This is a genomic window from Streptomyces sp. NBC_01622, assembly GCF_045209635.1.
Lineage (GTDB): Bacteria > Actinomycetota > Actinomycetes > Streptomycetales > Streptomycetaceae > Streptomyces.
Genome location: NZ_CP109293.1, coordinates 4,873,641 through 4,898,665 on the forward strand (window position 1 = coordinate 4,873,641; position 25,025 = coordinate 4,898,665).

At 72.0% G+C, this 25,025-nt stretch carries 23 protein-coding genes; 16 read left to right on the plus strand and 7 right to left on the minus strand.

Features of this window, described 5'->3' with window-relative positions; all coding sequences use genetic code 11:
• Nucleotides 1-45 precede the first annotated feature (45 nt).
• From OH768_RS21860 to OH768_RS21885, 6 genes are read right to left on the minus strand one after another with little or no spacing between them, the layout of a single operon-like run.
• Nucleotides 46-1,479 carry a hypothetical protein gene (locus tag OH768_RS21860; protein WP_406456070.1) on the minus strand — a complete coding sequence of 478 codons (1,434 nt, stop codon included), beginning with the start codon at nt 1,477-1,479 and terminating at the stop codon, nt 46-48.
• Nucleotides 1,476-2,744, minus strand: coding sequence for an ATP-grasp domain-containing protein (locus OH768_RS21865; RefSeq protein WP_406456072.1), 1,269 nt, complete (start codon nt 2,742-2,744; stop codon nt 1,476-1,478). The genes OH768_RS21860 and OH768_RS21865 overlap by 4 nt, the downstream gene beginning before the upstream one ends.
• A gap of 36 nt (nt 2,745-2,780) precedes the next feature.
• Nucleotides 2,781-4,040: an MFS transporter gene (locus OH768_RS21870; protein ID WP_406456074.1), complete on the minus strand. Its 1,260-nt coding sequence runs from the start codon at nt 4,038-4,040 to the stop codon at nt 2,781-2,783.
• A gap of 16 nt (nt 4,041-4,056) precedes the next feature.
• On the minus strand, nt 4,057-5,361 hold the full coding sequence (locus OH768_RS21875; RefSeq protein ID WP_406456076.1) for a metallopeptidase TldD-related protein: 1,305 nt from the start codon (nt 5,359-5,361) through the stop codon (nt 4,057-4,059).
• Nucleotides 5,358-6,701, minus strand: coding sequence for a TldD/PmbA family protein (locus OH768_RS21880; protein ID WP_406456078.1), 1,344 nt, complete (start codon nt 6,699-6,701; stop codon nt 5,358-5,360). Before OH768_RS21880 ends, OH768_RS21875 begins: the two co-directional genes overlap by 4 nt.
• Before the next feature lie 54 nt (nt 6,702-6,755).
• Complete coding sequence (locus OH768_RS21885; protein ID WP_406456080.1) at nt 6,756-7,724, minus strand: TauD/TfdA family dioxygenase; 969 nt, start codon at nt 7,722-7,724, stop codon at nt 6,756-6,758.
• Nucleotides 7,725-7,964: 240 nt separating this feature from the next.
• On the opposite strand from OH768_RS21885, the gene OH768_RS21890 reads away from it, so the two are divergent.
• The 15 genes from OH768_RS21890 (at nt 7,965) to OH768_RS21960 (ending at nt 22,740) form a co-directional block, all read left to right on the plus strand.
• On the plus strand, nt 7,965-8,825 hold the full coding sequence (locus tag OH768_RS21890) for an isocitrate lyase/phosphoenolpyruvate mutase family protein (protein ID WP_406456082.1): 861 nt from the start codon (nt 7,965-7,967) through the stop codon (nt 8,823-8,825).
• Nucleotides 8,826-8,905: 80 nt separating this feature from the next.
• A complete protein-coding gene (gene sbnA / locus OH768_RS21895) occupies nt 8,906-9,880 on the plus strand; it encodes a 2,3-diaminopropionate biosynthesis protein SbnA (protein ID WP_406456084.1) in 975 nt (324 codons plus the stop codon).
• A complete protein-coding gene (gene sbnB, locus OH768_RS21900; RefSeq protein ID WP_406456086.1) occupies nt 9,873-10,976 on the plus strand; it encodes a 2,3-diaminopropionate biosynthesis protein SbnB in 1,104 nt (367 codons plus the stop codon). The genes sbnA and sbnB overlap by 8 nt, the downstream gene beginning before the upstream one ends.
• Nucleotides 10,973-12,652: an amino acid adenylation domain-containing protein gene (locus OH768_RS21905; RefSeq protein WP_406456088.1), complete on the plus strand. Its 1,680-nt coding sequence runs from the start codon at nt 10,973-10,975 to the stop codon at nt 12,650-12,652. The genes sbnB and OH768_RS21905 overlap by 4 nt, the downstream gene beginning before the upstream one ends.
• Before the next feature lies 1 nt (nt 12,653).
• Nucleotides 12,654-13,841, plus strand: a complete 1,188-nt coding sequence (locus OH768_RS21910) for a nucleotidyltransferase family protein (RefSeq protein ID WP_406456090.1) — start codon at nt 12,654-12,656, stop codon at nt 13,839-13,841.
• A complete protein-coding gene (locus OH768_RS21915) occupies nt 13,838-14,710 on the plus strand; it encodes a hypothetical protein (RefSeq protein WP_406456091.1) in 873 nt (290 codons plus the stop codon). Before OH768_RS21910 ends, OH768_RS21915 begins: the two co-directional genes overlap by 4 nt.
• Nucleotides 14,707-15,834, plus strand: a complete 1,128-nt coding sequence (locus tag OH768_RS21920) for a pyridoxal-phosphate-dependent aminotransferase family protein (protein WP_406456093.1) — start codon at nt 14,707-14,709, stop codon at nt 15,832-15,834. Before OH768_RS21915 ends, OH768_RS21920 begins: the two co-directional genes overlap by 4 nt.
• A gap of 4 nt (nt 15,835-15,838) precedes the next feature.
• On the plus strand, nt 15,839-18,079 hold the full coding sequence (locus tag OH768_RS21925; protein ID WP_406456095.1) for an FAD/NAD(P)-binding protein: 2,241 nt from the start codon (nt 15,839-15,841) through the stop codon (nt 18,077-18,079).
• Nucleotides 18,076-18,801: a maleylpyruvate isomerase family mycothiol-dependent enzyme gene (locus tag OH768_RS21930; protein ID WP_406456097.1), complete on the plus strand. Its 726-nt coding sequence runs from the start codon at nt 18,076-18,078 to the stop codon at nt 18,799-18,801. The genes OH768_RS21925 and OH768_RS21930 overlap by 4 nt, the downstream gene beginning before the upstream one ends.
• Before the next feature lie 62 nt (nt 18,802-18,863).
• The gene (locus OH768_RS21935) at nt 18,864-19,406 is read left to right on the plus strand and encodes a thiamine pyrophosphate-binding protein (protein ID WP_406456099.1); all 543 of its coding nucleotides are present in this window, start codon (nt 18,864-18,866) and stop codon (nt 19,404-19,406) included.
• A 2-nt stretch (nt 19,407-19,408) separates the two neighbouring features.
• Complete coding sequence (locus OH768_RS21940) at nt 19,409-19,957, plus strand: thiamine pyrophosphate-dependent enzyme (RefSeq protein WP_406456101.1); 549 nt, start codon at nt 19,409-19,411, stop codon at nt 19,955-19,957.
• Nucleotides 19,958-20,032: 75 nt separating this feature from the next.
• Nucleotides 20,033-20,293, plus strand: coding sequence for a phosphopantetheine-binding protein (locus tag OH768_RS21945; RefSeq protein WP_406456103.1), 261 nt, complete (start codon nt 20,033-20,035; stop codon nt 20,291-20,293).
• Complete coding sequence (locus OH768_RS21950) at nt 20,290-21,369, plus strand: FomB family phosphonate monophosphate kinase (RefSeq protein ID WP_406456105.1); 1,080 nt, start codon at nt 20,290-20,292, stop codon at nt 21,367-21,369. Before OH768_RS21945 ends, OH768_RS21950 begins: the two co-directional genes overlap by 4 nt.
• The gene (locus OH768_RS21955; RefSeq protein ID WP_406456107.1) at nt 21,366-22,220 is read left to right on the plus strand and encodes an EamA family transporter; all 855 of its coding nucleotides are present in this window, start codon (nt 21,366-21,368) and stop codon (nt 22,218-22,220) included. The genes OH768_RS21950 and OH768_RS21955 overlap by 4 nt, the downstream gene beginning before the upstream one ends.
• Before the next feature lie 10 nt (nt 22,221-22,230).
• Nucleotides 22,231-22,740, plus strand: a complete 510-nt coding sequence (locus tag OH768_RS21960; protein WP_406456109.1) for a CYTH domain-containing protein — start codon at nt 22,231-22,233, stop codon at nt 22,738-22,740.
• A 506-nt stretch (nt 22,741-23,246) separates the two neighbouring features.
• Here OH768_RS21960 and OH768_RS21965 read toward each other — a convergent pair.
• Nucleotides 23,247-23,939: a TetR/AcrR family transcriptional regulator gene (locus OH768_RS21965; RefSeq protein WP_406456111.1), complete on the minus strand. Its 693-nt coding sequence runs from the start codon at nt 23,937-23,939 to the stop codon at nt 23,247-23,249.
• A 162-nt stretch (nt 23,940-24,101) separates the two neighbouring features.
• Here OH768_RS21965 and OH768_RS21970 point away from each other — a divergent pair, with 162 nt between their 5' ends.
• A complete protein-coding gene (locus tag OH768_RS21970) occupies nt 24,102-24,779 on the plus strand; it encodes an SDR family NAD(P)-dependent oxidoreductase (RefSeq protein ID WP_406456113.1) in 678 nt (225 codons plus the stop codon).
• Nucleotides 24,780-25,025: the final 246 nt, after the last annotated feature.

Sequence of the window (25,025 nt, forward strand, 5' to 3'; positions counted from 1 at the left end):
CCTGCTTGTCTTCCGTGTCTGGCGAGGGGTGCCCGGCGCCGGGGGTCAGCCGCGTCCTGCGGGTGTACCGGTCGTACGGTCCGTGGTGGCGTCCGTCGCGGCGGCGCACAGCAGGTCCTCCAGGTCGGCCAGCCGGCGTTCGGCCCACCCCGGGGACCGGACGTCCGTGTCGATCTGCAGGAGCAGCCGGACGCCGGAGCCGTCGACGTCGGCGCTGAGGTAGTGGGCGGACCGCCAGAGCATCGCGCTGTCCACCCACTCGGTCTCGGCGTGGGCCGCGGCTCTGCGCAGCTCTTCGGCGTCGGTCTCGCGGACGGGCAACGCGGTCGCCCGGGGGCGGTAGTTGAGGGTGGGGACGCCGTCCAGCCGTACGCCCCGCTCCCGCTCCACCGTGGCGCGCAGTTCCGCCAGGGCGGCGGGCGGGCAGGGGCCGGCCGCGTAGGCGCGCAGCGAGGCGGCGGCGGTCCGGCGTACCAGTTCCGCGAAGGACGCGTCCTCGGTGTCCGCGCAGCACAGCACCGGCTGGGAGCAGGGGACGACCGCGTCCACCGTCTCCGGGCGCAGCCGGTTCGCGGAGATCAGCTGGACGGCGCCGTACCGCTCACCGGTTTCCACGGCGTCGAGTGCGAGGCCGGCCGCGGCGAGTACGGCGGCGGGGCTCGCGCCGGTGCGGGCCGCCAGCGCGCCCACGGCGAGGTCGAGCGCGGCCGATCTCAGGCGCAGGAAGCGGAACCGCTCACCGGTACCCGGCCGACCGGCACCGGCGGGCGCCGCGGGCATGCGGCGCAGCACCCGCTCGGCGTGGAGCAGGGCCCGGCGGGCGGCCCGGTCCCCCGCCTCGGACGCCTCGGCCTCGGCCAGCTCGCGCGGTCGCAACCCCACGACCCCGGCCCCGGGCGCCGTCCGCGCGACCGGGTCCGCCCGCGCACACCGCTCGACCAGAAACGCGCTGACCGGCACCAGCGCGTAGGCATCCACGGCGACATGGCTGAAGGCCAGCGCGAGATGGCGGGGCTGCCCCCCGGCCGCGACCAGGGCGGCCCGCAACGGCCACTCCTCGGCGACGTCGAAGGGGCGGCGGGCCAGCTCCGCGAGCACGGTGTCGGCCACGGCCCGGATGTCGTGGGGCGCCACGACCGCCGACGGCGCCGCCGCATCATGCACCGTCACCATCAACTCGCCCTGGCTGTACGCCTGTTGGGTGGGAGGGTCGGTCCGGGTCAGTCGGCTGCGCAGGGTCTCGTAGCGCTCCATGAGGGCGCGCAGCGCGGCCGTCGCCTGTTCCTCGCTCACCCCGGGGCGGAGGGGGTAGAGGCGGGTGATGGCCAGGCTTCGGCCGTGCGGGCGGGCCGCGTCCGTTTCCGCCAGGTAGTACTGCTGGCTCCAGGTCAGGGGGGCCGGGCCGGTGCCGCCCGCCTCGAAGGGGACGGCCACCGTGCGTGGGGGGACCGGTGCCGCCGGGCCGGGCTCGGGTGTCATGCGGGCCGGTCCCCCGCGCCGGCCGGGGACCAGACGAAGGTGAGTTCGTCGCCCGCCGCGTGCGCCCGGCCGAGTGCCTCGTCCCGGTCGGCTCCCTCGGCGATGATCCAGGCCGCGCGGTCCCGGTTGGAGCCGTTGGCCTCGTACGTGATGCCCGCCTGTACGCCCGGGCGGAGGTGCACCTCGTGGACGCCCTTGAGCGCCTTGGCCCGCGGTATGCCCTCGACGGCGTCGAGACGGCCGCTGCGCCGCAGCATCAGGAAGTGGATCGCGGCCGTACGGTCGCAGCGCAGGGTCAGGTCGGGGGTGTCGCCGAGCAGCGCGATCATGTGGAGTCGGCACATGTCGACGCCGCTGGCGATGCGGACCGCCTCGGGGATGCGGTCGCCCGCGATCCGGCCGTTGACCTCGATGACGCGGGCGTCCGTGCCGTCGGCGGTGAGCTTGAGTTCCACGTGCGCGGGACCCCAGGTGACCCCGATCGCCCGTACCGCCTGCTCGGCCTTCTCGACCAGGAGCCGTTCGCGCTCGGGCGGCAGGGCCGCCGGGAAGACGTGCCCCATCTCCAGGAACAGCGGCGGCTCGCTGCCGATCTTCTCGGTGAGGCCGAGGACCTTGCCGTGCACGATCTCGGCCGAGTACTCGGCGCCGGGCACGCACTCCTCCACGACCACCTTGGGTGTCACCGTGTGGCCGAGGTACTCGCCCAGTTCCATGACCTGCGTGGTGATCGCGGCGACGGCGTCGGCGGAGTCGCAGCGGCGGACGAAGAGACTGCCCGTCAGGTCCAGCGGCTTGACGACCACGGGGTAGCCGATGCTCTCGGCGGCGGCCACGGCCCGGGCGGGGGACTCGGCGACCCGGAAGAGCGGGTTGAGACCGGGTGTGTCCGCCATGGCCTCGCGCATCGCCGCCTTGGAGCGGCAGATCGCCACCGCTTTCGGGTCGGGGCCGGCCAGGCCGAGGCGGGCGGCGGCCTCCGCGCCGATGTCGCAGTAGTACTCGTACACGGAGGTCACGCCGATCACCTCGCCCCGCGTGCCGAGTTCGCGGCAGAAGTCCACGACGGCGTCGACGGAGTCCACGTCGCAGGCCTGGATGTCCACGCCGAGTTCGGCGTAGTCGTGCAGCAGGGAGGGGTGCAGCGCGGCCGGGTCGGCGGCGACGATGATCGGGGTGACGCCCTGTTCCAGCAGGTAGCGGGCACAGTCCTGGCCCGCGCCGGTCCACGGCGAGTCGACGAAGACCACGAAACGGGTAGACATGATTGCTCCATTCACTTGCTCAGGGGGCGGTGGGCGTCACTTGCCCAGGGGGGCGGTGTGCGCCAAGGGGAAGTCCTCGGGCGCGGGCAGGTCGCGCATGGTCCGCAGCCGGGAGCAGACCAGCCACAGTCCGCCGGCGCTCATCCCGGCCCCGGCGATGAACAGGGCGGTCCGTACGCCGGCCCACTCGCCCAGCGCGCCGCCCGCGAGGGAGCCGAGCGGCAGGATCCCCCAGACGAGGAAGCGCACGCTGGCGTTCATCCGGCCCAGCAGATCGGGCGGGCACAGCGCCTGGCGGATGCTGGCCTGGCCGACGTTGTAGACGATGATTCCGAAGGCGGTGGCGAACCAGGGGCCGGCGAACAGCAGCGCGGCCCAGCCGTCGCCGGCGAACGGGATCAGCAGGGTGGTGGGCACCGTCGCGAGGTAGCCGAGCCGCATCGCGCGGACCTGGCCGAGCCGGAGCGCGAGCCGGCCGGAGAGGGCCGCGCCGAGCACTCCGCCGACCCCGCCGATGGTCATGAGGACGCCGACGAGGGTGCCCGAGAAACCGATCTCGTCCACCAGCAGCAGCGTCACCAGCGGCAGGGTCATGGCGTAGAAGAAGTTGTAGGTGGCGGCCGAGCCGGTGAGGGCGCGGAACACCGGGTGGCGCAGCACGAAGCTCAGGCCGGCCCGGATCTCGGCGCCCATGCGCCGGTCGGGGCGGGCTTCGGGGGCCGCTTCGGCGGTGCGGATGCGGGAGAGCAGGAACACCGACAGCAGGTGCGCGGCGGACTGGGCGCACTGGGTGGCGGTGGCGCCGGCGAGTTCCACGAGGGAGCCGCCGAGGGTGGGGCCGACCGTCCGGGAGACCGAATTGGTGCTCTCCAGCCGGGCGTTGCCCTCGACGAGCCTCTCGCGGCCCACCACGACGGGGATGTACGACTGGTAGGCGATCTCGAAGAACACGGTGGCGAACCCGATCAGCAGCATGCCCGCGAGCAGGACCGGGAAAGAGATCCGGTCCAGGTAGAAGCCCACGCCGATGAGGATCATCAGGGCGGCCCGCAGCAGGTCGCAGACGATGAGTACGGGACGTCGTCTGACCCGGTCGACCAGGACTCCGGCGGGCAGTCCGACGAGCAGGAAGGCGAAGGTCTGTGCCGCCTGCAGCACGCCCATCTGCATCGGGGTCGCGGCCAGTGTGGTGGCGGCGAGCAGCGGGATGGCGGTCCTGCTCGTGTTCGTCCCGATCATGCTGGCCGTCTGGGCGCCCCAGAAGAGCCGGAACTCGGGGTTCTTCAGCAGTGACATCTGGGCTCCCCGTGGCCTAGCGGCCGGTCGTGAGGCTGGTGGTCCATACCCCGGGGCCGGCGACGAAGGAGTTGTGGGCGCGGTTGACCCGGGTTCGGCCGTCGTGTCCGTCGAGGTTCCGCAGCAGCTCGAAGACGTTGCCGGCGAGGGTGATGTTGCCCGCGTTGGCGCGACTGCCGTCGGGCCCTACGACGACCGCGTTGGCGCCGATGGAGAACTCGCCGGTGATGGGGTTGGAGGTGTGGGCCCCGTTGGCCTGCACGACGTGCAGGACGGTGCGGCCGGGCCGGAACTCGGTGCCGAGGTCGGTGGTGTGACGCAGCCGCAGATATCCGGGCTGGACGGTGACCATCTCGCCGTCGGGGCCGCGCTGTCCGGAGCCGGTGCCGGTGGTGCCTGCCTCGGCCGCCGTGCGGCGGGCGCTGAGGAAGCCGCGCAGGGTTCCGTCCTCGATCAGCGTGGTGGGTCCGCAGGCGGTTCCCTCGCCGTCCCAGGGGACGGGGAGCGGGCTGTCGGGTGCGGTCGGATCGTCCACCAGGGTGACACCGGGTGAGGCGACCGCTTGGCCGGGGCGGTCGGCGAGCGGGGAGCGTCCTTCGAGGACGGAGTCCAGCTGGAAGGCGGGGACGACCAGTGAGAGCAGCTTGACCAGGACCCGGCCGTCGACCAGGAGGTCGTCGTAGGCGAGTCGTGGCACGGGTTTGGTGGCCAGCAGGCGGGCCAGGCCGATGAGTTCGGGCAGTTCCTCGGTGGCCAGCCGGTCGAGGAGGCCGGGCACGGAGCGGCCGTAGGACTGGTGGCCGATGTGGCCGATGCCGTCGCCGCGGGCGGTGATCCGGGTGTGCAGCTGGACGACGCCGGTGTCGTAGCCGATGGGCGGGGTTCCGGCGCGGTGCAGGCGGATGCGGGAGCGGTCGGCGCGGGCGCGGAGTTCGACCTCCAGGCCCCCGTCGCCCGTGCTGAGCCTCCGGAGCCGTTCGGCGGTCTCGGTGTCCAGGTGCGGTGGCGGGGTGTCGGGGGTCCGGTGCGGCGGGCCCGGGGCGGGCGGGGGCGGCGGGACCGCGCCGGTGTCGGACAGCGCCCGGCCCACCGCGAGGGCGGCGGTGACCAGGGCGGGGTCGTGGGAGTCGGGGACGTTCTGGACGGCGTAGCCCTCGGTGCCGTCGGCCCACACGGTGAGGGCGGTGGCACCGGTGGCCACCTCGCTGCGGCGTTCGACCGTGCCCCGGCGGCAGACCAGTTCGTCGGTGCGCCGGCGCAGTGTCCACACCTCGGCGTCGGCGCCGTGCCGTGCCGCTTCCTCGATCAGGGTCTCGCTCATCGTTCGGTACCGCCCACCAGGAGCGAACCGACCCGGAGGGTGGGGCCGACCACGCCGACCGTCACCCACTGTCCGAACTTGCCGCACTTGGCGGCGCCCACCGTGCTGTCGTCGGCCACGGCGTCGATGTCCCGGAGCACCTGCGTTCCCGTTCCCGTGATGGTGGTCTCTTCTATCGGGTCGGTGACCCGCCCGTTCTCGATGAGGAAGCCGTTGGTCACCCGGAAGGTGAACTCGCCGGTGGACTCGATGACTTCGCCACCGCCGACGTGCTGGGCGTAGATGCCGTGCTCGGTGGAGGCGATGAGGTCGGCGACGCTGGAGGTGCCGGCCGCCAGGCAGGTGTTGCTCATCCTGGGCTGGGGCGGCTGGAGTGCCGTGGTGCAGCGGCCGTTGCCGCTGGAGGCGCGGCCGAGGCGGGCCGCGGACTCCTGGTCGGTCAGGTAGCCGGTGAGGACGCCGTTGTCGATGAGGGTGGTCGGGCCGCCCGCGGTGCCCTCGTCGTCGTAGGTGTAACTGCCCACCGCCAGCGGCACCGTGGGGTCGTCGGTGAGGGTGACGAGGGGGGAGGCGATGTGCTCGCCGAGCCGGCCGGCGTAGACGGAGCCGCGCAGTACCTCGTCGCCCTCCAGCGGGTGGCAGCAGGCCTCGTGCAGCAGGACCATGCCCCGGCCGCCCGCGACGACGACGGGGAGCCGGCCGACCGGCGCGGGTCTGGCGTCGAGCCCGGTCACCGCGCGGCGGGCCACTTCCTGTCCGGCCGCGCGGACGTCGATGCCGCTCAGCGGGCCGCTGACGCCGGGGGTGTAGAAGCCGGTGGCGACGCGGCCGGCGCGGCGGGCTATGACCCGGATCGTGAGGTAGCTCAGCAGGCGGTGTTCGTCGTACAGCCCGGTGTCGTCGGCGAGCACCAGGTCCTGGTCGCCGAGTTCGAAGTCCACCACGACCTGGGCGACCGAGGGGTCGAACTTCCGGGCGGCTTCCTCCAGTTCGGCCAGGGCGCCGAGGGCGGCGGACAGCTCCATCCACTCCGGCACGGGACCGGAGTCCGGCGCGCGGTGGCGGACCGGGGCCCGGGTGTCGTCGGCGGCGAGCCGGGCCACGGCCGGGTCGAGGCCGGAAACGGCACGGTGCAGGTAGGAGTCGCGCAGCACATAGCGGGCGGCGGTGGCCTGGCCGCGCTGCACGCTGATGTCACGGATCCGGCCTTCGGCGTAGCGGCCGCCGACGCGGTGCCAGGACTGCGCCGCGGCCGAGGTCGCGACGCAGTCGTGCGGGCGCCGCCGGCGTATCTCGGCGGCCAGGTCGTGGCCCACCGTGCGGAGGGAGTCACTGGGCATGGGTGTTCTCCTCGGCTGGACGTGCCGCGCCGCGCGCCGGCGGGCGGCGCGGGGCTACTTGCTCGACCACATGCGGAACATGTAGCGGTTGACCTGGTCCGGGCTGTCGGTGTCCAGGTCGATTCCCCGGGGCGCGAACCGGTCGTAGAAGGCGGTGCGGGTGTGCAGGAACCGGTCGTCGGCGGAGACCAGGGTCTGGCCGCGTTCGAGCCGGATGCGGTACTGCACGGACGACTGGTCGAGCACGGCGTCGAAGAAGTCGAGGGCGGCGCGCTGTTCGTCGGTGATCGGCTCGCCCTTCTTCTCGTGGGCGACCTCGATGTACGTCCGGAAGTAGCGGACGAGCGGTTCGCCCCCGGCGGTGTAGCGGATGATCGGGGAGCGGAAGAAGCCGGTCTCCGCGCTCAGGGACATGCCGCGCTTCTCGAACCAGAAGTCCTGGGTGAGGATCTTGAGGACGTCGGGGTGCTGCGCGAGGACGTCGTGGACGGGCTTCGCGTCGACGAGGATGCTCTCGCCGCCGATGTACGCCGACTGGCCGCAGGAGAGCAGCAGGTAGTCGATGGGGTCGACGTCGTTGACGGCGTCGTTGTGCATGTACGAGCCCTGCTTGGTCTGGTGGTAGCGGGCGCCGTCCGCGATGGTCTTGCGGACGCCCCGGTCATACACCTCGATCAGCCGCCAGCCGTCGGTGTTCTGCACCATGGGCCGGCCCAGCGCGGTGCCCAGCACCCAGGCGTACAGGGCCTGTTGGCGCAGTGAGCGGACGCCCGCCACACGGTCGTAGACGATGAAGTGGGCGCGGGAGTCGATGACGTCCCGGCTGCCGTCGACCTCCGCGGCGAAGCGCGGTACGGCGGCGAGGTCGGCCTCGACGGCGTCGACGCGGCCCTGCGGGTGCTGCCGGTCGAGTGCGGCCACATAGCCGGCCAGTTCGCTCTGAGCCTGCTCCGAGAAGGTGTGGAACGCCTCGGCGGGGACTTCCAGAGTGCGTGGATGAGTAGGCACGAGCGCGGTGCTCATTCTCTGCTGTTCCTCTCTGTTTCCCGTCGGCCCGAGCGCCGGGCCAGAACGATTGGAGCACGTTGGCAATTAGTTGACAAGTCATTGACAATGCTTGCCAACCGCTCTAGATTTTTACACCGTGCCGATCGATCAAACGCCTCAACGGCTGGATCTCGGCAGTTCACAGCAGCGCAGCGCACAGCTCAGCGCTTTGGCAAGGATTGCCATCCCACTGTCAAAAGACCAGGAGTTTCAGGCGTGCAGCGACCCATATACCCCTCATTCCGCTCCGTCCTGGCGGACAACGACGTCGTCCGGGTCGCGGGAGCGAACCACGCACTGGGCGGACTGCTGGCCGAGGAGGCCGGCTTCCAGGCCGTGTGGTCGTCGAGCCTTGAGGTCTCCGCGTCCCGCGGCCTGCCCGACGCCAGCATCCTGAGCATGACCGAGTACCTCGAAGCCGCCGCGAACATCCAGAAGGTGCTGCGCATCCCGGTCGTCGCCGACTGCGACACCGGCTACGGCGGCAATCTCAACGTCGGGCACATGGTCCACGAATTCGAGGCGGCCGGCATCACCGGGCTCTGCCTGGAGGACAAGCTGTTCCCCAAGATGAACAGCTTCGTGGCGGGCGGTCAGACTCTGCTGGGCACCAAGGAGTTCGCCAAGAAGATCAAGATCGCCAAGGAGGCGCAGGCCTCCACGGACACCTTCGTCATCGCCCGCACCGAGGCGCTCATCAGCGGCCTGGACGTGGCCGAGGCCCTGGACCGCTGCCGCACCTACGCCGACTCCGGTGCGGACGCCGTCCTCGTCCACTCCAAGGCGAAGACCCGCGACCAGGTCGTCGCCTTCCTCGACGGCTGGGACTTCCGGATCCCGGTGGTCATCGTCCCGACCACCTACCCCGACTGGCACATCGACGACATCCGGCAGGCGGGCGTCTCCGTCGTCATCTACGCCAACCATGGTCTGCGCGCCACCGTCAGCGCCCTGCGCGACACCTACCGCTCCGTGTACGAGAACGGCGACACCACGGCCCTCGAGGGGTCCATCGCCTCGGTCAAGGACATCTTCGCGCTCCAGGGCCTCGACACCTGGCAGAAGCTCGACAGCTGATCGTCAGGACGGCCGCGCGGCGCGCGGGACGAGCGGACGGCGGCCGTGAGCGGGCCGGCGCACAGAAGCGGACAGGACCCTTGGCAATCATCTCCACTGCGGACGACCTGCTCGACAGCGACGTCTACATCGACCTGGACCACACGCTCGGCATCCCGCTGCACCTCAAGTGCGAGGGCTTCAACTTCGCAGGATCCGTGAAACTCAGGGCCGCCACGTCCATGGTCGTCACCGGTCTGAGGAACGGTCTGATCGGCGACGGCTCCACCCTCGTCGAATCCTCCTCGGGCAACCTCGGCGTGGCCCTCAGCGTCGTCACGGCGGCCCGGTCGATCCCCTTCGTCTGTGTCACAGACCCCAAGTGCAACCCGGCGACGGTCAAACTGATGCGGGCTCTCGGCAGCGAGGTCGTGGTGGTGGACCGGCCCGACGCGAGCGGCGGCTACCTCTCCGCCCGCAAGGCCCTCGTACGGGAGCTGTGCGAGAGCAACACCGGCTATGTGTGGCTCAACCAGTACGAGAACCCGGCCAACTGGCTCGCCCACTACGAGAACACCGCGCCCCTGATCGCCAAGCAGTTCCCCGACCTCGACGTGCTCTTCGTCGGCACGGGGACCGGCGGCACGCTCAACGGCTGCGCCCAGTACTTCCGGGAGAACCGGCCCGGGGTGCGCATCGTCGCGGTGGACACCGTCGGCTCGGTCAACTTCGGCCTGGCCGCGGGCCCCCGCCATCTGCCCGGGCTCGGCGCCGGCGAACCCATGCCCTTCGTACGGCGGGACCTGGTCCACGACGTGGTCCCGGTGCCGGAACGGGACGCCGTGCGGATGTGCCGGCGCCTGGCCCGGCACGGATTCCTCCTCGGCGGCTCCACCGGGACCGTCGTCAGCGGTGCCGCCGGCTGGCTGGCCGAGCACGACCCGGGCCGGTCGCTGAACGCGGTGGCCATCTCGGCGGACCTCGGCGACCGCTACATCGAAACGGTTTACGACGACTCGTGGGTCCAGCACACCTACGGCGACCTCCACACGGAACGGGAAGGCAGCAATGGCTGAGCAACAGGCCGGACCGCCGGGATTCTCCGTCGTCCCCGGCGCGGCCGTCCACCGGAGTCTGGCGGGACGCCGCGCGGAGATCATCGACCTGGTCGAGGACGCCTACCGGCTCCACGGCGAGGGACGGACCGTGAACCCGCCGTCCTACTTCCTCCGGTTCCCCGACCGGCCCACCGCACGCATCATCGCGCTGCCCGCGTCGGTCGGCGGCGGGGTCGGCGCGGCCGGCGGGGCGGGAGCGGACGGCGAGGTCCGCGCGGCCGGCGGGACAGGCGTCGACGGCATCAAGTGGATCTCCAGCTTCCCCACCAACCTCGGCCTGGGCATCCCGCGCGCCTCCGCGCTGCTGCTGCTCAACGACCCGCGCACCGGCTACCCGTACGCCTGTCTCGAAGGGTCGATCATCAGCGCGGTGCGCACCGCCGCCTCGGCCGCCTCCGCCGCCCGCAGGCTGGCGGAGCAGCGCGGCACCCCACGCCGGATCGGCTTCTTCGGCACCGGACTCATCGCCCGGTACATCCACGACTACCTGTCCGAACCGGGCTGGCACATCGACGAGTTCGGGGTGTACGACCTCAGCGCCGAGTACGCCGCCTCCTTCGCCGAGCAGGTCCTCGGACCGACCGGCGCACCGGTGCGGGTGCACCCGGACGCCGAGTCACTGGTCCGCTCCTCGGACCTGATCGTGTTCGCGACCACCGCGGCCACCCCGCACGTGGTCGACCCCTCGTGGTTCGACCACAACCCCCTGGTGCTGCATGTGTCGCTGCGCGACCTGGGCACCGACATCGTGCTGCGCAGCGCCAACGTCGTCGACGACGTCGAGCACGTGCTGAAGGCCGACACCTCCGTGCACCTGGCCGAACAGCGCACCGGCGACCGCGACTTCCTGGACGCCACGCTGTACGACGTCCTCACCGGCAAGTACACCGCCCCTGCCGACCGGCCCGTGGTCTTCTCCCCGTTCGGCCTGGGCGTGCTGGACCTTGTCGTCGGCGCCCACGTGCACCGGCTGGCCACCGCGGCCGGCGACACCGTCCCGATCGACGGCTTCTTCCACGAGCTGGACCGCCACCAGAGCGCGGGCACCTCATGACCGCGCCCCTCACGCCGGCAGAGCTGCCGCTCGCCCCCGGCGCCGCCGACCGCGCCCGCGAACTGGGCCTGGGCCGGGAGAGCGGCCCGACCGACACCGCGTCCGGCGTGCTGGCCCGAGTGGCCGGCACCGCGGCACGGACACCGGAGCGCACCGCGGTCACCGACGGCGAGTCCACTCTGTCGTACGCCGGACTGCTCGCCCGCGTGGGCCGGTTCCGCGCGGTGCTGAGCGCGGCCGGCTGCGCGGCCGGCACCGTTGTCGCGGCCGTCGGCGACCGCTCGGCCGACACCGTCGCCGCGTTCCTCGCCCTCGAAAGCCTCGGCGCCGTCTATCTGCCGATCGCCCCCGACTGGCCGGCCCAGCGGGTCGCCGAGGTGCTGGCGCGCAGCGGGGCCGGCCTGCTGCTCGACTACTCCGGCGCCCCGGGAGGCGGCGGCCCGCGCGGCCGTACGGCCGTGACCGCCGCCGCCGGGCTGGGGACGGCCACGGTCGCGGCACCCGGCGGCGACGGCCCGGTGGTGCCCGGCGCGTTCGCCGACGAGGACCCGGACCGCTCCCTGGAACCCCGCTACTGCATCTTCACCTCCGGGACCACCGGGCGGCCCAAGGGTGCCTCGGTGGAGCACCGCGGCATGATGAACCACCTCTGGGCCAAGGTCGAGGACCTCGGTCTGACCGGGGCGGACCGGCTGGCCTTCACCGCTCCGCTGGTGTTCGACATCTCCATCTGGCAGATGCTCGCCCCGCTCCTGGTCGGCGGCGCCGTCGTCGTGGTGCGCGAGCCGGAACTCGCCTTCCCCCGGCGGCTGACGAACGTCCTGGAGCAGTCCGGCGTCACCGTCGTCGAACTGGTGCCGACCGTCGTCGGCTGGATCACCGAGCAGGCCGAGCGGCGCACCGGTACGACCCTGCCCGCGCTGCGCTGGCTGATCTCCACCGGCGAGGAACTGCACACCGGCCTCGCCGCCCGGTTCCTGGCCGCCGCGCCCCATGTCCGGCTGCTCAACGCCTACGGCCCCACGGAGTGTTCGGACGACATCACCCACCACGAGGTGACCGCGCCCGACACCGCCCGCGCCCGGCTGCCGGTCGGCGCACCGGTCGGCGGGGCCCGGCTCTACCTCCTCGCCCGCGAGGACGACGGACGGTGGCGGGCGGTCGACGCAGGCGAGAGCGGTGAGCTGTTCGTCGGCGGAGTGGTCGTCGGACTCGGCTACCTCAACGACCCCGACAACAACGCGGCGGCGTTCTTCACCGACCCCTTCGACCCCGGCTCCCCCACCGGGCGCGTGTACCGCACCGGCGATCTGGCCCGGTTCGAGGACGGCGTCGTCCACTACCTGGGACGGGTGGACCGGCAGGTCAAGGTCGCCGGGGTGCGCATGGAGCTGGACGAGATCGAGGTCGTCCTGCGCCGTCACCCGGCGGTCGACGAGTGCGCCGTCGTGGTGCCCGTCGTCGACGGGCGGCCCGAACTCGCCGCCTACTACACGCTGCTCGGACCCGTCCCCGCCGAGGAGTTGAGGGCCGCTCTGGCCGAGGCGCTCCCCGAGGCCATGGTGCCGCGCCGGCTCACCGAACTCCGAGCGCTGCCGCTGACCCAGAACGGCAAGACCGACCACCGTGCGCTGCGCCAGCTGACGCAGGACGGCTCGACCCCGGCAAAGGTGTGACATGGCACGCGAGAACACGACCCGAGTACCGGCCGCCGACGCTCCCGCCGCCCGCGAGGTGACCGTCGACGACCTCCCCACCCACGCCCGGCTGCTGCTGACGCTCGCCCGGCCGCGGCCGAGCGCGGCCGACGTCACCCGGATCCGTGCCCTGGCGGCCCGGCCCGACCACGACTGGGGCGCCTTCCTGGAGGCCGCCGCCTGGCACAAGCTGCTGCCCCTGGTCGGCCGGCACGTCGACCGGTACCGCCTGGACCGCAAGGCGGGCGAGTCCCCCGGCTTCCCCTACTCCTGGGTGTTCATCGGCGCCTATCTCGCCAACCGCGCCCGCAACCAGGCGCTCGCCGACGAGTTCGGCCGCGTCTTCGCCGAACTCACCGCCGCCGGGCTGCGGTTCGCGGTCCGCAAGGGCTTCTCGCTCGGCGAGGGCGAGTACCACGACCCGGCGCTGCGCCGCATCGCCGACCTCGACGTCCTGCTGGCCCGCGACGACGCCCCCGCCGCCCACGAGGTGCTCGCCCGGCTCGGCTATCTCCAGGGCCAGGTCGCCGAGGACGGCGAGCGCATCGAGCCGTACAGCCGCCAGACCCAGCTGTTCTGGAAGCTGAACCTCAGCAACCAGCTGCCGTACCGCAAACCCGGTGGCCGCCCCGACATCACCGACTTCAACGTCGACATCTGCCACGACATCTTCCAGAAGAAGTCCGGAGTCTCCCTCGCCGCCGAGGAGTTGCTCGACCGGGCCGTGCCCGTGGTGCTGTGCGGGGTGCCCGCCTGGGTGCCGGCCCCCGACGACCGGCTGCTCGACCTGTGCTCGCACCTCCACAAGGAGGCGGTGAGCCTGCACTTCTTCGAGAACAAGCAGGACCTTCAGCTCAGCAAGTTCCTCGACCTGAGCCTGGTGGCCGAGGCCACCGACGACGACGCCTGGCAGCGGTTCCTGGAGCGGGTCCGCGAGGTCGGTGCCGAGGCGATCGTCTACTACGCCCTGCACTTCACCGCCGTGCTGTACCCGCACTCGGTGCCCGTATGGGTGCTCGACAAGGTACGCCCCGACGACACCGACTACCTGGAGCAGTACGGCTCCCTCGACGGGCGGACCGCGCGCTGGCAGCAGAGCTTCCTCGCCCGGCTCTTCGACCCCGGCCGGCACACCGCGGGCACCGCCTCGAATGTGCCGCTCCAGTGACCGGCCCCGGCGCGCGGGCCGGTGAGCCGGGGCTGCTCGTCCTGAAGGTCGGCGGCAGCCTCCTCTCCGACAAGCGGGACACCGGCGAGACCGACTGGACGGCGATCGACGACTACGCGGGGCTGCTCGCGGACCTGGTCGCCGCCTTCCCCGGCCGGGTGGTCCTGGTGACCGGGGGCGGCGCGCTCTGCCACCCGGTCGGACTGCGGATCAAGGCGGCGAAGGACGACCCGTACGCCGCCGTGGCCCTGACCGAACCGGCGTTCCGGATGCGCTGGGCCTGGACGACCCGGCTGCGCGCCAGGGGCGTACGGGCCGTCCCGCTCCAGGTCACCGCCATGTTCGAGGAGCGCCCCGACGGCAGCCGGGTCTCCCACGGCGCGGTCGTCGGCCGGCTGCTCGCCGAGGGCGCGCTGCCCGTGCTGTCCAGCGACTGCTACCTCACCGCCGAGGGCACCCTGCGCATCCTCAGCAGCGACGACGTTCCCGCCACCCTGCTGGACCTCGGCCTCGGCCCGGTCCGGGTGGTGGCCCTCACCGACGTCGACGGCATCCACACCGGGGGCCCCGGCTCCCCGGTGCTCGCCCACCTCGACCCCGACGAACCGGCCGCCGCCCGCGGCCTGTTCTGGACGGACGCGTGGGACGCCACCGGTGCCATGGAGGGCAAGGTCGCGGCGCTGGCCGACTCCGCCCGGCGCGGCGCCGAGTGCGTCATCACCCGCGGCGACCGCACGGCGGCGGACCTCAGACATCTCTTCGCCCCGCTCCCGGACTGGCCGCGCGACACCCCGCGCACGCTGATCGCGCGCCGCGCCCCCGGCGGCACCACTCCCCCGCCCGCCCTCTTCCTGGAGAACGCCCCATGACCACCGCGTCCGACCGCCGGGACCGGGTCGTCCTGCTGAACCCCGGTCCGGTCAATGTGCACGACCGGGTCCGCGCCGCCCTCGCCTCGCCCGACGAATGCCACCGCGAACCGGAGGCCCAGGAACTCCTGGTCGGCGTGGCCGGCAAGATCGCCGAGGTGTGCGGCGGCGGGGACTCGCACACCGCCGTACTGCTCACCGGCTCGGGCACGGCGGCCCTGGAGGCGGTCGTCAGCTCCGTCGTACCGCCCGACGGGCGGCTCCTCGTCCTCGACAACGGGCACTACGGCGAACGGCTGCTGCGCATCGCCCGCGTCCACGGCATCGGCGTGGACCACCTGGAGTTCGGGTGGGCGAACCCGATCCCGCCGGAGGAGGTCGACCGCTTCCTGGGCGAGCACCCCGGCATCACCCATGTCGCCGTGGTCCACCACGAGACCAGCACCGGCATGCTCAACCCGCTGCGGGAGCTGGGCGCCGTCGTGGCCCGGCACGGCCGGTCGCTGATCGTCGACGCCATCAGCAGCCTGGGCGCCGAGGAACTCGACGTCGTCGCCGACCACGTCGACTGGTGCGTCGGCACCGCGAACAAGTGCCTGGAGGGACTGCCCGGGATCAGTTTCGTCTGCGCCCCCCGGGAACGGTTCGCCGCGCTGGAACCGCTGCCCGCCCGCACCTTCTATCTCGACCTGTTCGCCGGCTACCGCGCCCAAGTCCTCGACCGCAGCCCCCAGTTCACCCCCGCCCTGCAGGTCCTGCGCGCCCTCGACACCGCCCTGGACCTCACCCTGGAGGAGGGCGTGGCCGCCCGCGGCCGCCGCTACACCGACCGGGCCCGGGAGATCCGCGAAGGCCTGGAGCGACGCGGCATCGAACTGCTGCTGCCCCCGCACCGGCGGGCCGCCTCGATCACCAACGCCCATCTGTCCAACGGCCTGACGTACGACGAACTCCACGACGGGCTCAAGGAGCGCGGCTACGTCATCTACGCCACCCAGGCGAAGTCCGCCGGGGTGTTCCGGCTGGCCAACATGGGCCAGCTCACCGCGCCCGACATCGCCGGCCTGTTCGCCGCGTTCGACGACGTCCTGAGCAAGCACGAGACCGAGAAGAAGGAGTGGTGAACCGGTGACGACCGACAACTCCCGTGCCGCTGCGCCGATTCGCCTGGCCATCGTGGGCGGCGGACCCACCTGCACCTACGTACTGGAGCGGCTCGCCGCCCTGGTGCGCGCGGACGACCGGCCCGTACCCCTGGAGATCGTGATCTACGACCTCTCGGGCGAGTTCGGTCCCGGGCAGGTGCACAGCCCCGACCAGACCAGGACCAGTTATCTCAACCGGGTCGTGGGCCAGGTGGCGTTCGCCGCCGACGAGAGCGTCGTGGCGGCCGGCCCGCTGCTCACGGCCGGCGAGCGGCCCACCTTCCTGCAGTGGTGCCGCAGGAAGTTCCAGGAGACCGGCGACAAGCGCTTCGACCTGGTCGCCGAGGACTGGCCCAAGCGCTATCTGCACGGCCTCGCCCTGAAGGACCAGTTCACCCAGTACGTCGAGATCCTGCGCGCGGCCGAGGGCGTCTCGGTGACGCTGCGGCGGTCCGAGGTGGTGGACCTGGAGGAGCGCGGCGAACGGTTCGGGATCCTCACCGCCGACGGGGCGACGCCGTACGAGGCGGACTACGTCCTGATGCTCACCGGGCACTCCTCCAACCGGCCCGAGCTCGACCCCCGCCAAGCGGCCTGGGCGGACTTCGCCGACCGGCACCGGGCCCATCTGATCCCGAACGCCTACCCGTTGGAGCGGTCCCTCGACCCCGCGTTCACCGGCCCCGGGACCACGGTGGCCTGTCTCGGCATGGGGCTCACCGGTATCGACGTGCTGCTGTATCTCACCGAGGGCCGGGGCGGCACCTTCGAACGCGGCGCGGACGGCCGGCTGGAGTACCGGCCGTGCGGACGCGAGCCAGACTCCGTCGTCGCCTTCAGCCGCTCCGGACTGTTCACCTTCGCGCGCCCCTACAACGAGAAGGAACGCGACATCGCGGCCCTGGAGTACAAGGGCCCCTTCCTCACCACGGACGCCGTGGCCCGGCTGCGCGCCACCGTGGGCGTGCCCAACATCATCGGCGGCCAGGAGAAACGCCAACTCGACTTCGAGGCACACGTCTTCCCGCTGATCCTGCTGGAGATGTCGCTGATCCACTACGGCACCCTGTACGGCGCCGAGTTCCGGGCGGCGGCGATCCGGGCGGCCCGGCCCGGGTACGAGAAGTTCCTCGCGGACGCCGACGCGTTCGCCGGCCACCAGGAGGCGGCCTCGTTCCTGCTGGCCCCGCTGGAGGAGCTGGCACGGTCCGCCGCCGCCCGGGTCGACGAGGCGCTGGCGGGCCGCGCGGCAGCACAGGACGGGCAGCCGTCCCTCACCGCTCTGCTCAGCTCCTTCCTCACCGTGGTCCACGGCGCCGACCAGGCCGCGAAACTGCTCGAACTGGCCGACGCCCCCGAGGAGTTCGCGACCGCCGTGGCCGCCGCCGAGTCCCCGTGGCGGCACCCCCGGCGCGCCGCCGAACACCGCTTCTCCTGGGAGCGCACGATCGCCCCGGTCCCCCGCGACGGCTACCCGGACGCGGAGGCGTACGTCGAGACCTTCCTCGACTTCCTCGACAGGGACATCCGCTGGGCGGCCCAGGGCAACCTGAGCAACCCCGCGAAGGCCGCCGCCGACGCGGCCTGGCGCGACCTGCGCGGGGTGGTGATCGACGCGGTCGACTTCGGCGGGCTGCGCGCCTCCTCGCACCGCACCTTCCTCGGCGTGTACACCCCGCACCACAACCGGCTCTGCCAGGGCGCCTCGGTCGAGGCCATGGAGAAGGTGACCGCGCTCATCCGCTCCGGCCACGTCGACATCTCGGCAGGACCCGGCGCCCGCGTGGAGACCGACGAGGACACCGGCCGGTTCCGGGTCGGCGGGCCGGTGACCGGCACCGTACGGCAGGCCGACGTACTGGTCGACGCCCGGGTGCACTCCTTCGACGCCGAGCGCGACGTGATGCCGGTCTACCCCAATCTGCTGCGCCGCGGGCTGGTGCGGAAGTGGACCAACCCCGGTGTCGGAGAAGGGGACTTCGTCCCCGGTGGCCTGGACCTGACCCCCGAATTCCATCCGGTGCGCGCGGATGGCACGGTCGAGTCACGGATCACCTTCCTGGGCCCGCCCAGCGAAGGGGTGATGTACCACCAGATCGGCGCGCTCCGTCCGAACAAGGACCACCACGTCATCCGGGACATCCTGTGCTGGATCAACGCGTTCATGCCACAGGGGGCCCCGGCCGGCACGGAGCCGAAGGACATCGAAAGGACCCCGGCATGAGCAACACCCCCTACAACGCCCCGGAGTACGGCGGCATCGAGATCCCGGAGCGGCTGAAGGAGATCACGGCGGCCCACGAACGGCTGCGCGCCGAGGCGGCCGGACTCACCGAGCAGGACGCGCGGGCCGCGATCGAACTGCCCGGCTGGACCCGCGGCCACGTCCTGATCCACCTCGCGGACCTCTCCCGGGCCTTCGCCCGGCAGGCCCGGTACGCCGTCGAGGACCGGACCGTCGAGGTGTACGACGGCGGCCGGCCCACCCGCGACCGGCGCATCGAAGAGCTGCACGACCGCCCCGTGGAATGGCTGCGCGAGCAGCTGAAGGAGGGCCTGACCGCCCTGGAGGAGGCATGGGCGGCGCTCGGTCCCGACGACTGGGACCTGCCCTGCGCCTACCGCAACTCCCCCTTGTTCGCGACCCAGTTGGCGTGGTGGCGGGAGACCGCTCTGCACGGCGTCGACCTCGGCGCGGGCGACCGCTCCGAGGACTGGAGCGCCGCGCTCTCGGCCCATGTCGTCACCTTCCTCCAGGTCCGGCTGCCCGAGGGCACCTCCCTCGTCGCCGAGGACACCGGCCAGGAATGGCACAAGGGCACCGGCGACGGCGCCGAGGTCCGCGGCTCCCTGCGCTCGCTGGCCGCCTGGATCTCGGGCCGCCCGCACCCCGCGGCACCCACCACGACAGCCGCCGCCCTCCCCGAACTGACCGCCTGGCCCTGACCGGCCCGTGCCGCGCGTCCGACGGGCGCGCGGCACCCGTACCCCGGAAGTGAGTTCACGTCATGACCGTCACCCAGACCGACCCGGCACCGGCCGGGCAGCTGGAAACCCCGGCCCAGCAGCTCGTCCGGGCCTTCGCCGAGCGGGGGTTCACCCACTTCACCGGGGTGCCCTGTTCCCTGCTCAAGGGAGTGTTCAAGGTCCTCGAAGGCACGGAGACCCCGCTCGCCGAAGGGCTGTCGTACTTCCCGGCACCGCGCGAGGACTCCGCGCTCGGCGTCGCCTCGGGCCTGGCCGCCGCCGGAGCCCGGCCGGTGGTCCTCATGCAGAACTCCGGCCTCGGCTACTCCCTCAACGTACTGACCTCACTGAACCTGATCTACGACCTGCATGTGCCGCTGATCGTCAGCTGGCGCGGTCACGACGGCAACGACGCGGTGGAGCACGACGTGATCGGCCGTGAACTGACCCGTCTCCTGGACGTGTTCGACCTGAAGCACACGGTCTTCGACCCGGAGCAGCCCTACGCCTCCGTCGACCGCTGCCTGGCGAAGGCCGAGGACGGCCGCTTCACCCCCGTCCTCATCGTGAAGGAAGGCATCTGAGCATGTTCGGCATCCAGGACGCGATCCGCGCGGTCACCGAGAAATACCCCACCTCGCTGTACGTGTCGACCTGCGGGTTCATCACCCGCGACCTCTACAACATCGCCGACCGGCCGCAGAACCTCTATCTGGTCGGCTCCATGGGCATGGCCGCCCCGGTGGGTCTCGGCGTGGCCCTGGCCCGCCCCGACAAGCACGTCGTGGTCCTCGACGGCGACGGTTCCTTCGCGATGAACCTCAGCGTGCTGCCGATGATCGCCGAACACGCCCCCGACCTGGTGCACGTGGTGCTCGACAACGGTCTGCACGAGAGCACCGGCGGCCAGCGCCCGGTCCGTATCGGCGACCCCGCCGCGCTGGCCCGCGCCGCCGGCTACCCGGCCGCGTACACCGTCGACTCGGCGGAGGGCCTGGCCGCCGCGCGGCCCGAACGGGGTGTCACGTCCCTGCTGCACATCAGCTGCGCCCCGCGCGGCGGACACGCGGGCGCGCGCGTGCACTGGACCCCGCAGCAGGTGGTCGAGCGCTTCCGCGCGCAAGCGGTCGCCTGAGCCCCGGCCGGACAAGGAACACACCTCATGGGCCGGAAACGAACACCGCTCATGGACCGGAAAGGAACACCGCTCATGGAAGAGACGACCGCGGTCCTGGAGCCGGCCGTCCGGGAGATCCTGCTGCCCCTCCTCGGACCGTCCACCGACCCCGCCGCCATCGGTCCCGACACCGACCTGTGGCAGGCCGGCCTGGACTCACTGGGCAGCGTGTCCCTGATGGCGGGCCTTGAGGACACCTTCGGCATCGAGTTCCCCGACGCCCTGCTCACCCGCGAGACCTTCTCGACCTTGGGCCGGATCGTCACGGCGCTCGACGGCCTGGTGCGCTCATGACCCTCGACCTGCGGCAGCTGCCCCGGCGTTCGTCGAGACTGGTCGACCTGAACCTGCTGAAGATCAGGATCTCCTCGAACCTGCCGGAGTTCGACGCGTACGCGTACTTCTCCCGTTTCTCCGGTGAGGGACCGTCCGGTGAAGGACCGTCCGCGGAACCGGCCGACTACGAGATCCACTGCATCGATCTCGACCTCGACCTGGACCGGGACGCCTTCGACACCGAGGAACTGCGGGCCCGCGCCGACCGCACCCTGCGCGCCAAGCGCTTCCGGGCCGGCTACTACCTGAACCACATCTTCGGCGCCCCCGCGTACCTGATCACCGAGGGCCACCGGTCGTACGTCTTCGGGCACCGGCTGGAGCGTACGGTCTGGCCCTATTTCGTCAAGCGGATCCTGACCGACTTCGCCGTCGACCACGGCTATCTCCACCTCAAGGCGGGCGGGTTCACCTTCGACGACGGCAGCGCCACGCTCCTCGTCGGCCCCAACGGCGGCGGCAAGACGGTCTTCCTGACGCAGGCGTGCCGCGCCGGGGCCAGGTTCCTGACGAACACCCACGTCCTGGTGCGGGACGGCGTGGCCTTCGCCGTCCCCTCCGCGGTCCGCATCCGGCGCGACCCACAGTTCGACGACCTCATCGAACGACACCGGCTCACGCCCCATGTGGAGAGCGGCGACCACCTCGCCGCTCCGGAACTGCTCTTCCCGGGCACCCCCGCGGACACCGGCCGCATACGCAACATCGTGATCACCGACCACGACCCGACCGGCCACCGCGGCTTCGAACCCATCTCCGCCGAGCAAACCACCCTGTTCCTCGACCAGTTCGCCTCCGCGGTCACCAACTACGGCCTCAAGGACGACCTCCTCGCCCACTTCGGCGGCGACTTCGAGAAGTTCACCGCCGCGCTGGCCACGACCAGAACCCAACTGACCGAACTGGTCGCACACGCCCGCTGCTTCCGGGCCAACGTCGACATGCTCGACGCCGGCTGCAGGACGGAGGTGCTGGGGGAGCTTGCCGGTGGGGTGGTGGCCGGGTCGGCCGCGGCGGTGGGGCCGGCCGGGTGACGCCGCTGGTCGCGCTGGTGGTGTTGCTGGCGGCGGTCACCCACGCCAGCTGGAACGCGATCACGCACCGGATCAAGGACGAACTGGGCGGTCTGACCCTGGTCGGCATCGGTCGCGCGGCCTCGGGTGCGCTGCTCGCCGCCGCGGCCCCGCTCCCCGCGGCGGACGTCTGGCCCTTCCTGATCGCCTCCGGCGTCCTGCACGTCGGCTACCAGGTGGCGCTGATCACCTCCTTCCGGCTCGGCGACTTCGGCCAGGTGTATCCGATCGCGCGCGGGGTCTCCCCGACCGTGGTCACCCTGTTCGCGATCTTCGTCCTGGGCGAACGGATGGGCACCGCGGCCACCGTGGGCATGGTCCTGGTGACGTCGAGCCTCGTCGGCCTCGCCCTGTGGGGCGTCCGCGGCCGGTCGCGACACCGCCCGCAGTGGCCGGCGATCGCCATGGCCGCCACCACCGGACTGACCATCGCCGCCTACACCCTCGTCGACGGCGTGGGCATCCGCACCGCCGGCGCGGCCCTCGGCTACATCGGCTGGCTGATGGTGCTCGACGGCACGGCGATCCCCACCTACGCCGCGCTGCGCCTGCGCGGCAGACTCGCCGCACGACTGCGCCCCATCGCGGCGCCCGGACTGCTCGGCGGCGTGCTGTCGGTCGTGTCGTACGGCCTCGTGCTGTGGGCCCAGACCCGGGCCCCGCTCGCACCGGTCGCGGTGCTGCGGGAGTCCAGCGTGATCGTCGGCGCGGCCATCTCCGTGTTCCTGTTCAAGGAGCGGTTCGGCGGAGCCAGGATCGTCGCGGCGAGCGTCATGATGACGGGCATCGCCCTGATGCTCGCCACCACCTGAGAGGAGCGGCATGGGCCAGGAGATAGAACGGAAGTTCCTGCTGAAAGGCGACGACTGGCGCACCCTCGTCACCGGAACCACGCTGCTGCGTCAGGGCTACCTCTCCACGGACCCCCGGCGCGAGGTACGAGTCCGGACGACGGACGACACGGAGGCCTTCCTCACCGTCAAGGCCAAACAAGTCGGCCCGGCCCGCGCCGAGTTCGAATACGCGATCCCGGTCGAGGACGCACAGGAACTACTCACCCACCGCACCGGCGGACTCGTGGAAAAACACCGCCACCACCTCACGACACCCGCCGCCGGCCAATGGATCGTCGACGAATACATCGGAGCCCACACGGGCCTGATCGTCCTGGAGATCGAATGGGAGCACGCGGAGGACACCTCCCTGGTCCTCCCGCCCTGGGTGGGCACCGACGTCACCGGCAACCCCGCCTACTCCAACGCGACCCTGGCGTCGGCCGCCAAGGCCCGCACGGCCCCCACGGCCCCCACGGAACAACTCGGCACCCCCTGAAACACCCCCACTGACCACCGCCGCCCGCCCCCGTGCCACCGGAACGCCCCACATCGCGTACGTCGATCGCCTCCTGGAGGACCGGGCGGGCGTGGAAGCCGTGGTGCGCGGCGCCCCCGTGCTGTCCGGCTGCCCCGCCCGGCTGGTCGACGAGGAGCGCGGGGTGCGGGTCCGGGGGGATACCGGCGGGCGGCGCGACGCCTTTGCGGACCCGGCCGACCTGGCCTGGACGTGCGCACCGCTGGTACCGGCCGACGTCACGGACAGGCAGCCCCTGAATACCGACACGGCGCCCACGGGTTCAGGGGACGTCCGGCACACCTCCGCCCCCCTCTGGCTGAAACACCCCGGGCCTCACAACGGGGTCCACGCCATGGTGCTGGAGCGTGCCGCGGCCGCCGTACGGCTGGTCATGGAGCGGACCCGGGGGCGGGCGCCCACCAATGACCGGCGTGCGGCGGACGTCAAAGAGCGCGTTCGGCCGCACTTCCGGTCCATGGCGCCGGTCACCTGCCTGACTCGGGCGCCGCAACGCCCGCCGGGTTGGCGCGGAGCATGGCTTTGTAGAGGGCGTCGTGCTCGGGCGAGGCGGGCAGGGGGCCGCGGGCCGGGGCCTCGAAGGACTGGATCATGAGGGCTACGACACGTCGCCAGGCGTCGGGAGCGGCGTCGCCGCAGGCGTTGACGACGCCGAGGTTGGCCATGTGCAGCAGCACCAGATCCGAAGGGTCGAAGTCCTCGCGCAGCCGGCCCGTGGCCTTGGCGCGGCCGATGAGCTCCACCATGCCCTCGTACGCCTCGTTGCGGCGCTTCTCCATAGCCCTGGCGGTGGGGAAGGTCATGGTCAGTACGTCGGCGAAGCCGTTGTCGGCGGCCTGCATCGCGCAGGCGGCCTCGATGTAGCCGGTGAAGCCGTGCCAGGGGTCCCGGTCGTCGAGGGCGGTGGCGACCGCGTCGGCGTAGGCGTCCATGCGGTCGGCGAAGACGGCTGCGACCAGCGCCTCCTTCGTGGGGAAGTGACGGAAGACGGTGGCGATCCCGACACCTGTCTCGCGGGCCACGGAGGCCATGGAGGCACCCAGACCGTCGCGTCCGAACACGGTGCGCGCGGCGGCGAGGATCCGGCCGCGGTTGCGCTCGACGTCACTGCGCACAGGCTGGGCGGTGGGGGCGTCGGAGTGCTGGTCGCCGGGGGTCATGAAGGCAGTCTAGCAATCGGAAAGCCCTATCCATTTCGTGTGCTACGGTGCTCGCAGTGAACCGGAAAGGGCTATCCGGATCCCAAAATGGATAGCCCTTTCCGTATTCCTCACCCCTCCACGTCGTCCGCCACCACGACGGCATTCCACGAAAGGATCACTGTGACCAGCATCGCCATCGTCGGAGCCGGCCCCCAGCTGGGTCTGGCCATCGCCCGTACCTTCGGCTCCCAGGGCTTCGATGTCGCCCTGATCTCCCGCGACCGCGAGAAGCTCGACAACCTCGCGGGCAAACTCACCGCGGAGGGCATCACCGCCGCCGCGTTCGCCGCGGACGTGCTCGACCGCGACGCGCTCAGCCAGGCCCTCAAGGACGCCGCAGCGAAGTTCGGCGGGATCGATGTCCTGGAGTTCTCCCCGGTGGGGACCTTCGGCTCCACCGTCCTGGCCACGCCCGTCGAGACCGAACCCGCGAACGTTCAGCACGAGATCGAATTCCAGCTCTACGGCGCGATCGCCGCCACCAGGGCGGTGCTGCCGGCGATGCGGGAGGCCGGCTCGGGCACGTTGCTCTACACCACCGGAGCGGGCTCCATCGACCCCGTGCCGCAGGTCGCCAACGTGAACGCCGCCGCCGCGGCACTGCGCAACTGGGTGATCAACCTGCACAAGGAACTGGACGGCACCGGCATCCAGGCCGCCCATGTCGGCATCGACGTGTCGATCGGCACGCCGGCCGTCCCCGGATTCCCGACGGCCCAGCCCGAGGAGATCTCCCCCGTCTACTGGGACCTGCACACCACCAAGCGCGACCAGGCCGAACTCGTCTTCAGCCGCTGAGCCCGCGCCAAGGGCCGAGTCCCGCCAGCAGCTCTTCCATCCTGGCAACGGGCGCCCGCCACATCGGTGAACTCACCGGCCACCCATGGCGCCCAACGGGCACTGGAACGTCACGAGCAGTACCCAGAGAGTAGCCGTGCTCCCTGACCTGAACGGCGCACTCGTCAGCCGGCAGCCCGGCTTCGTCGGCGTCGGCGGACAGGTACCCGCACAGGTTGTACCTGGGTACCTACGGCGGGAGAGGCG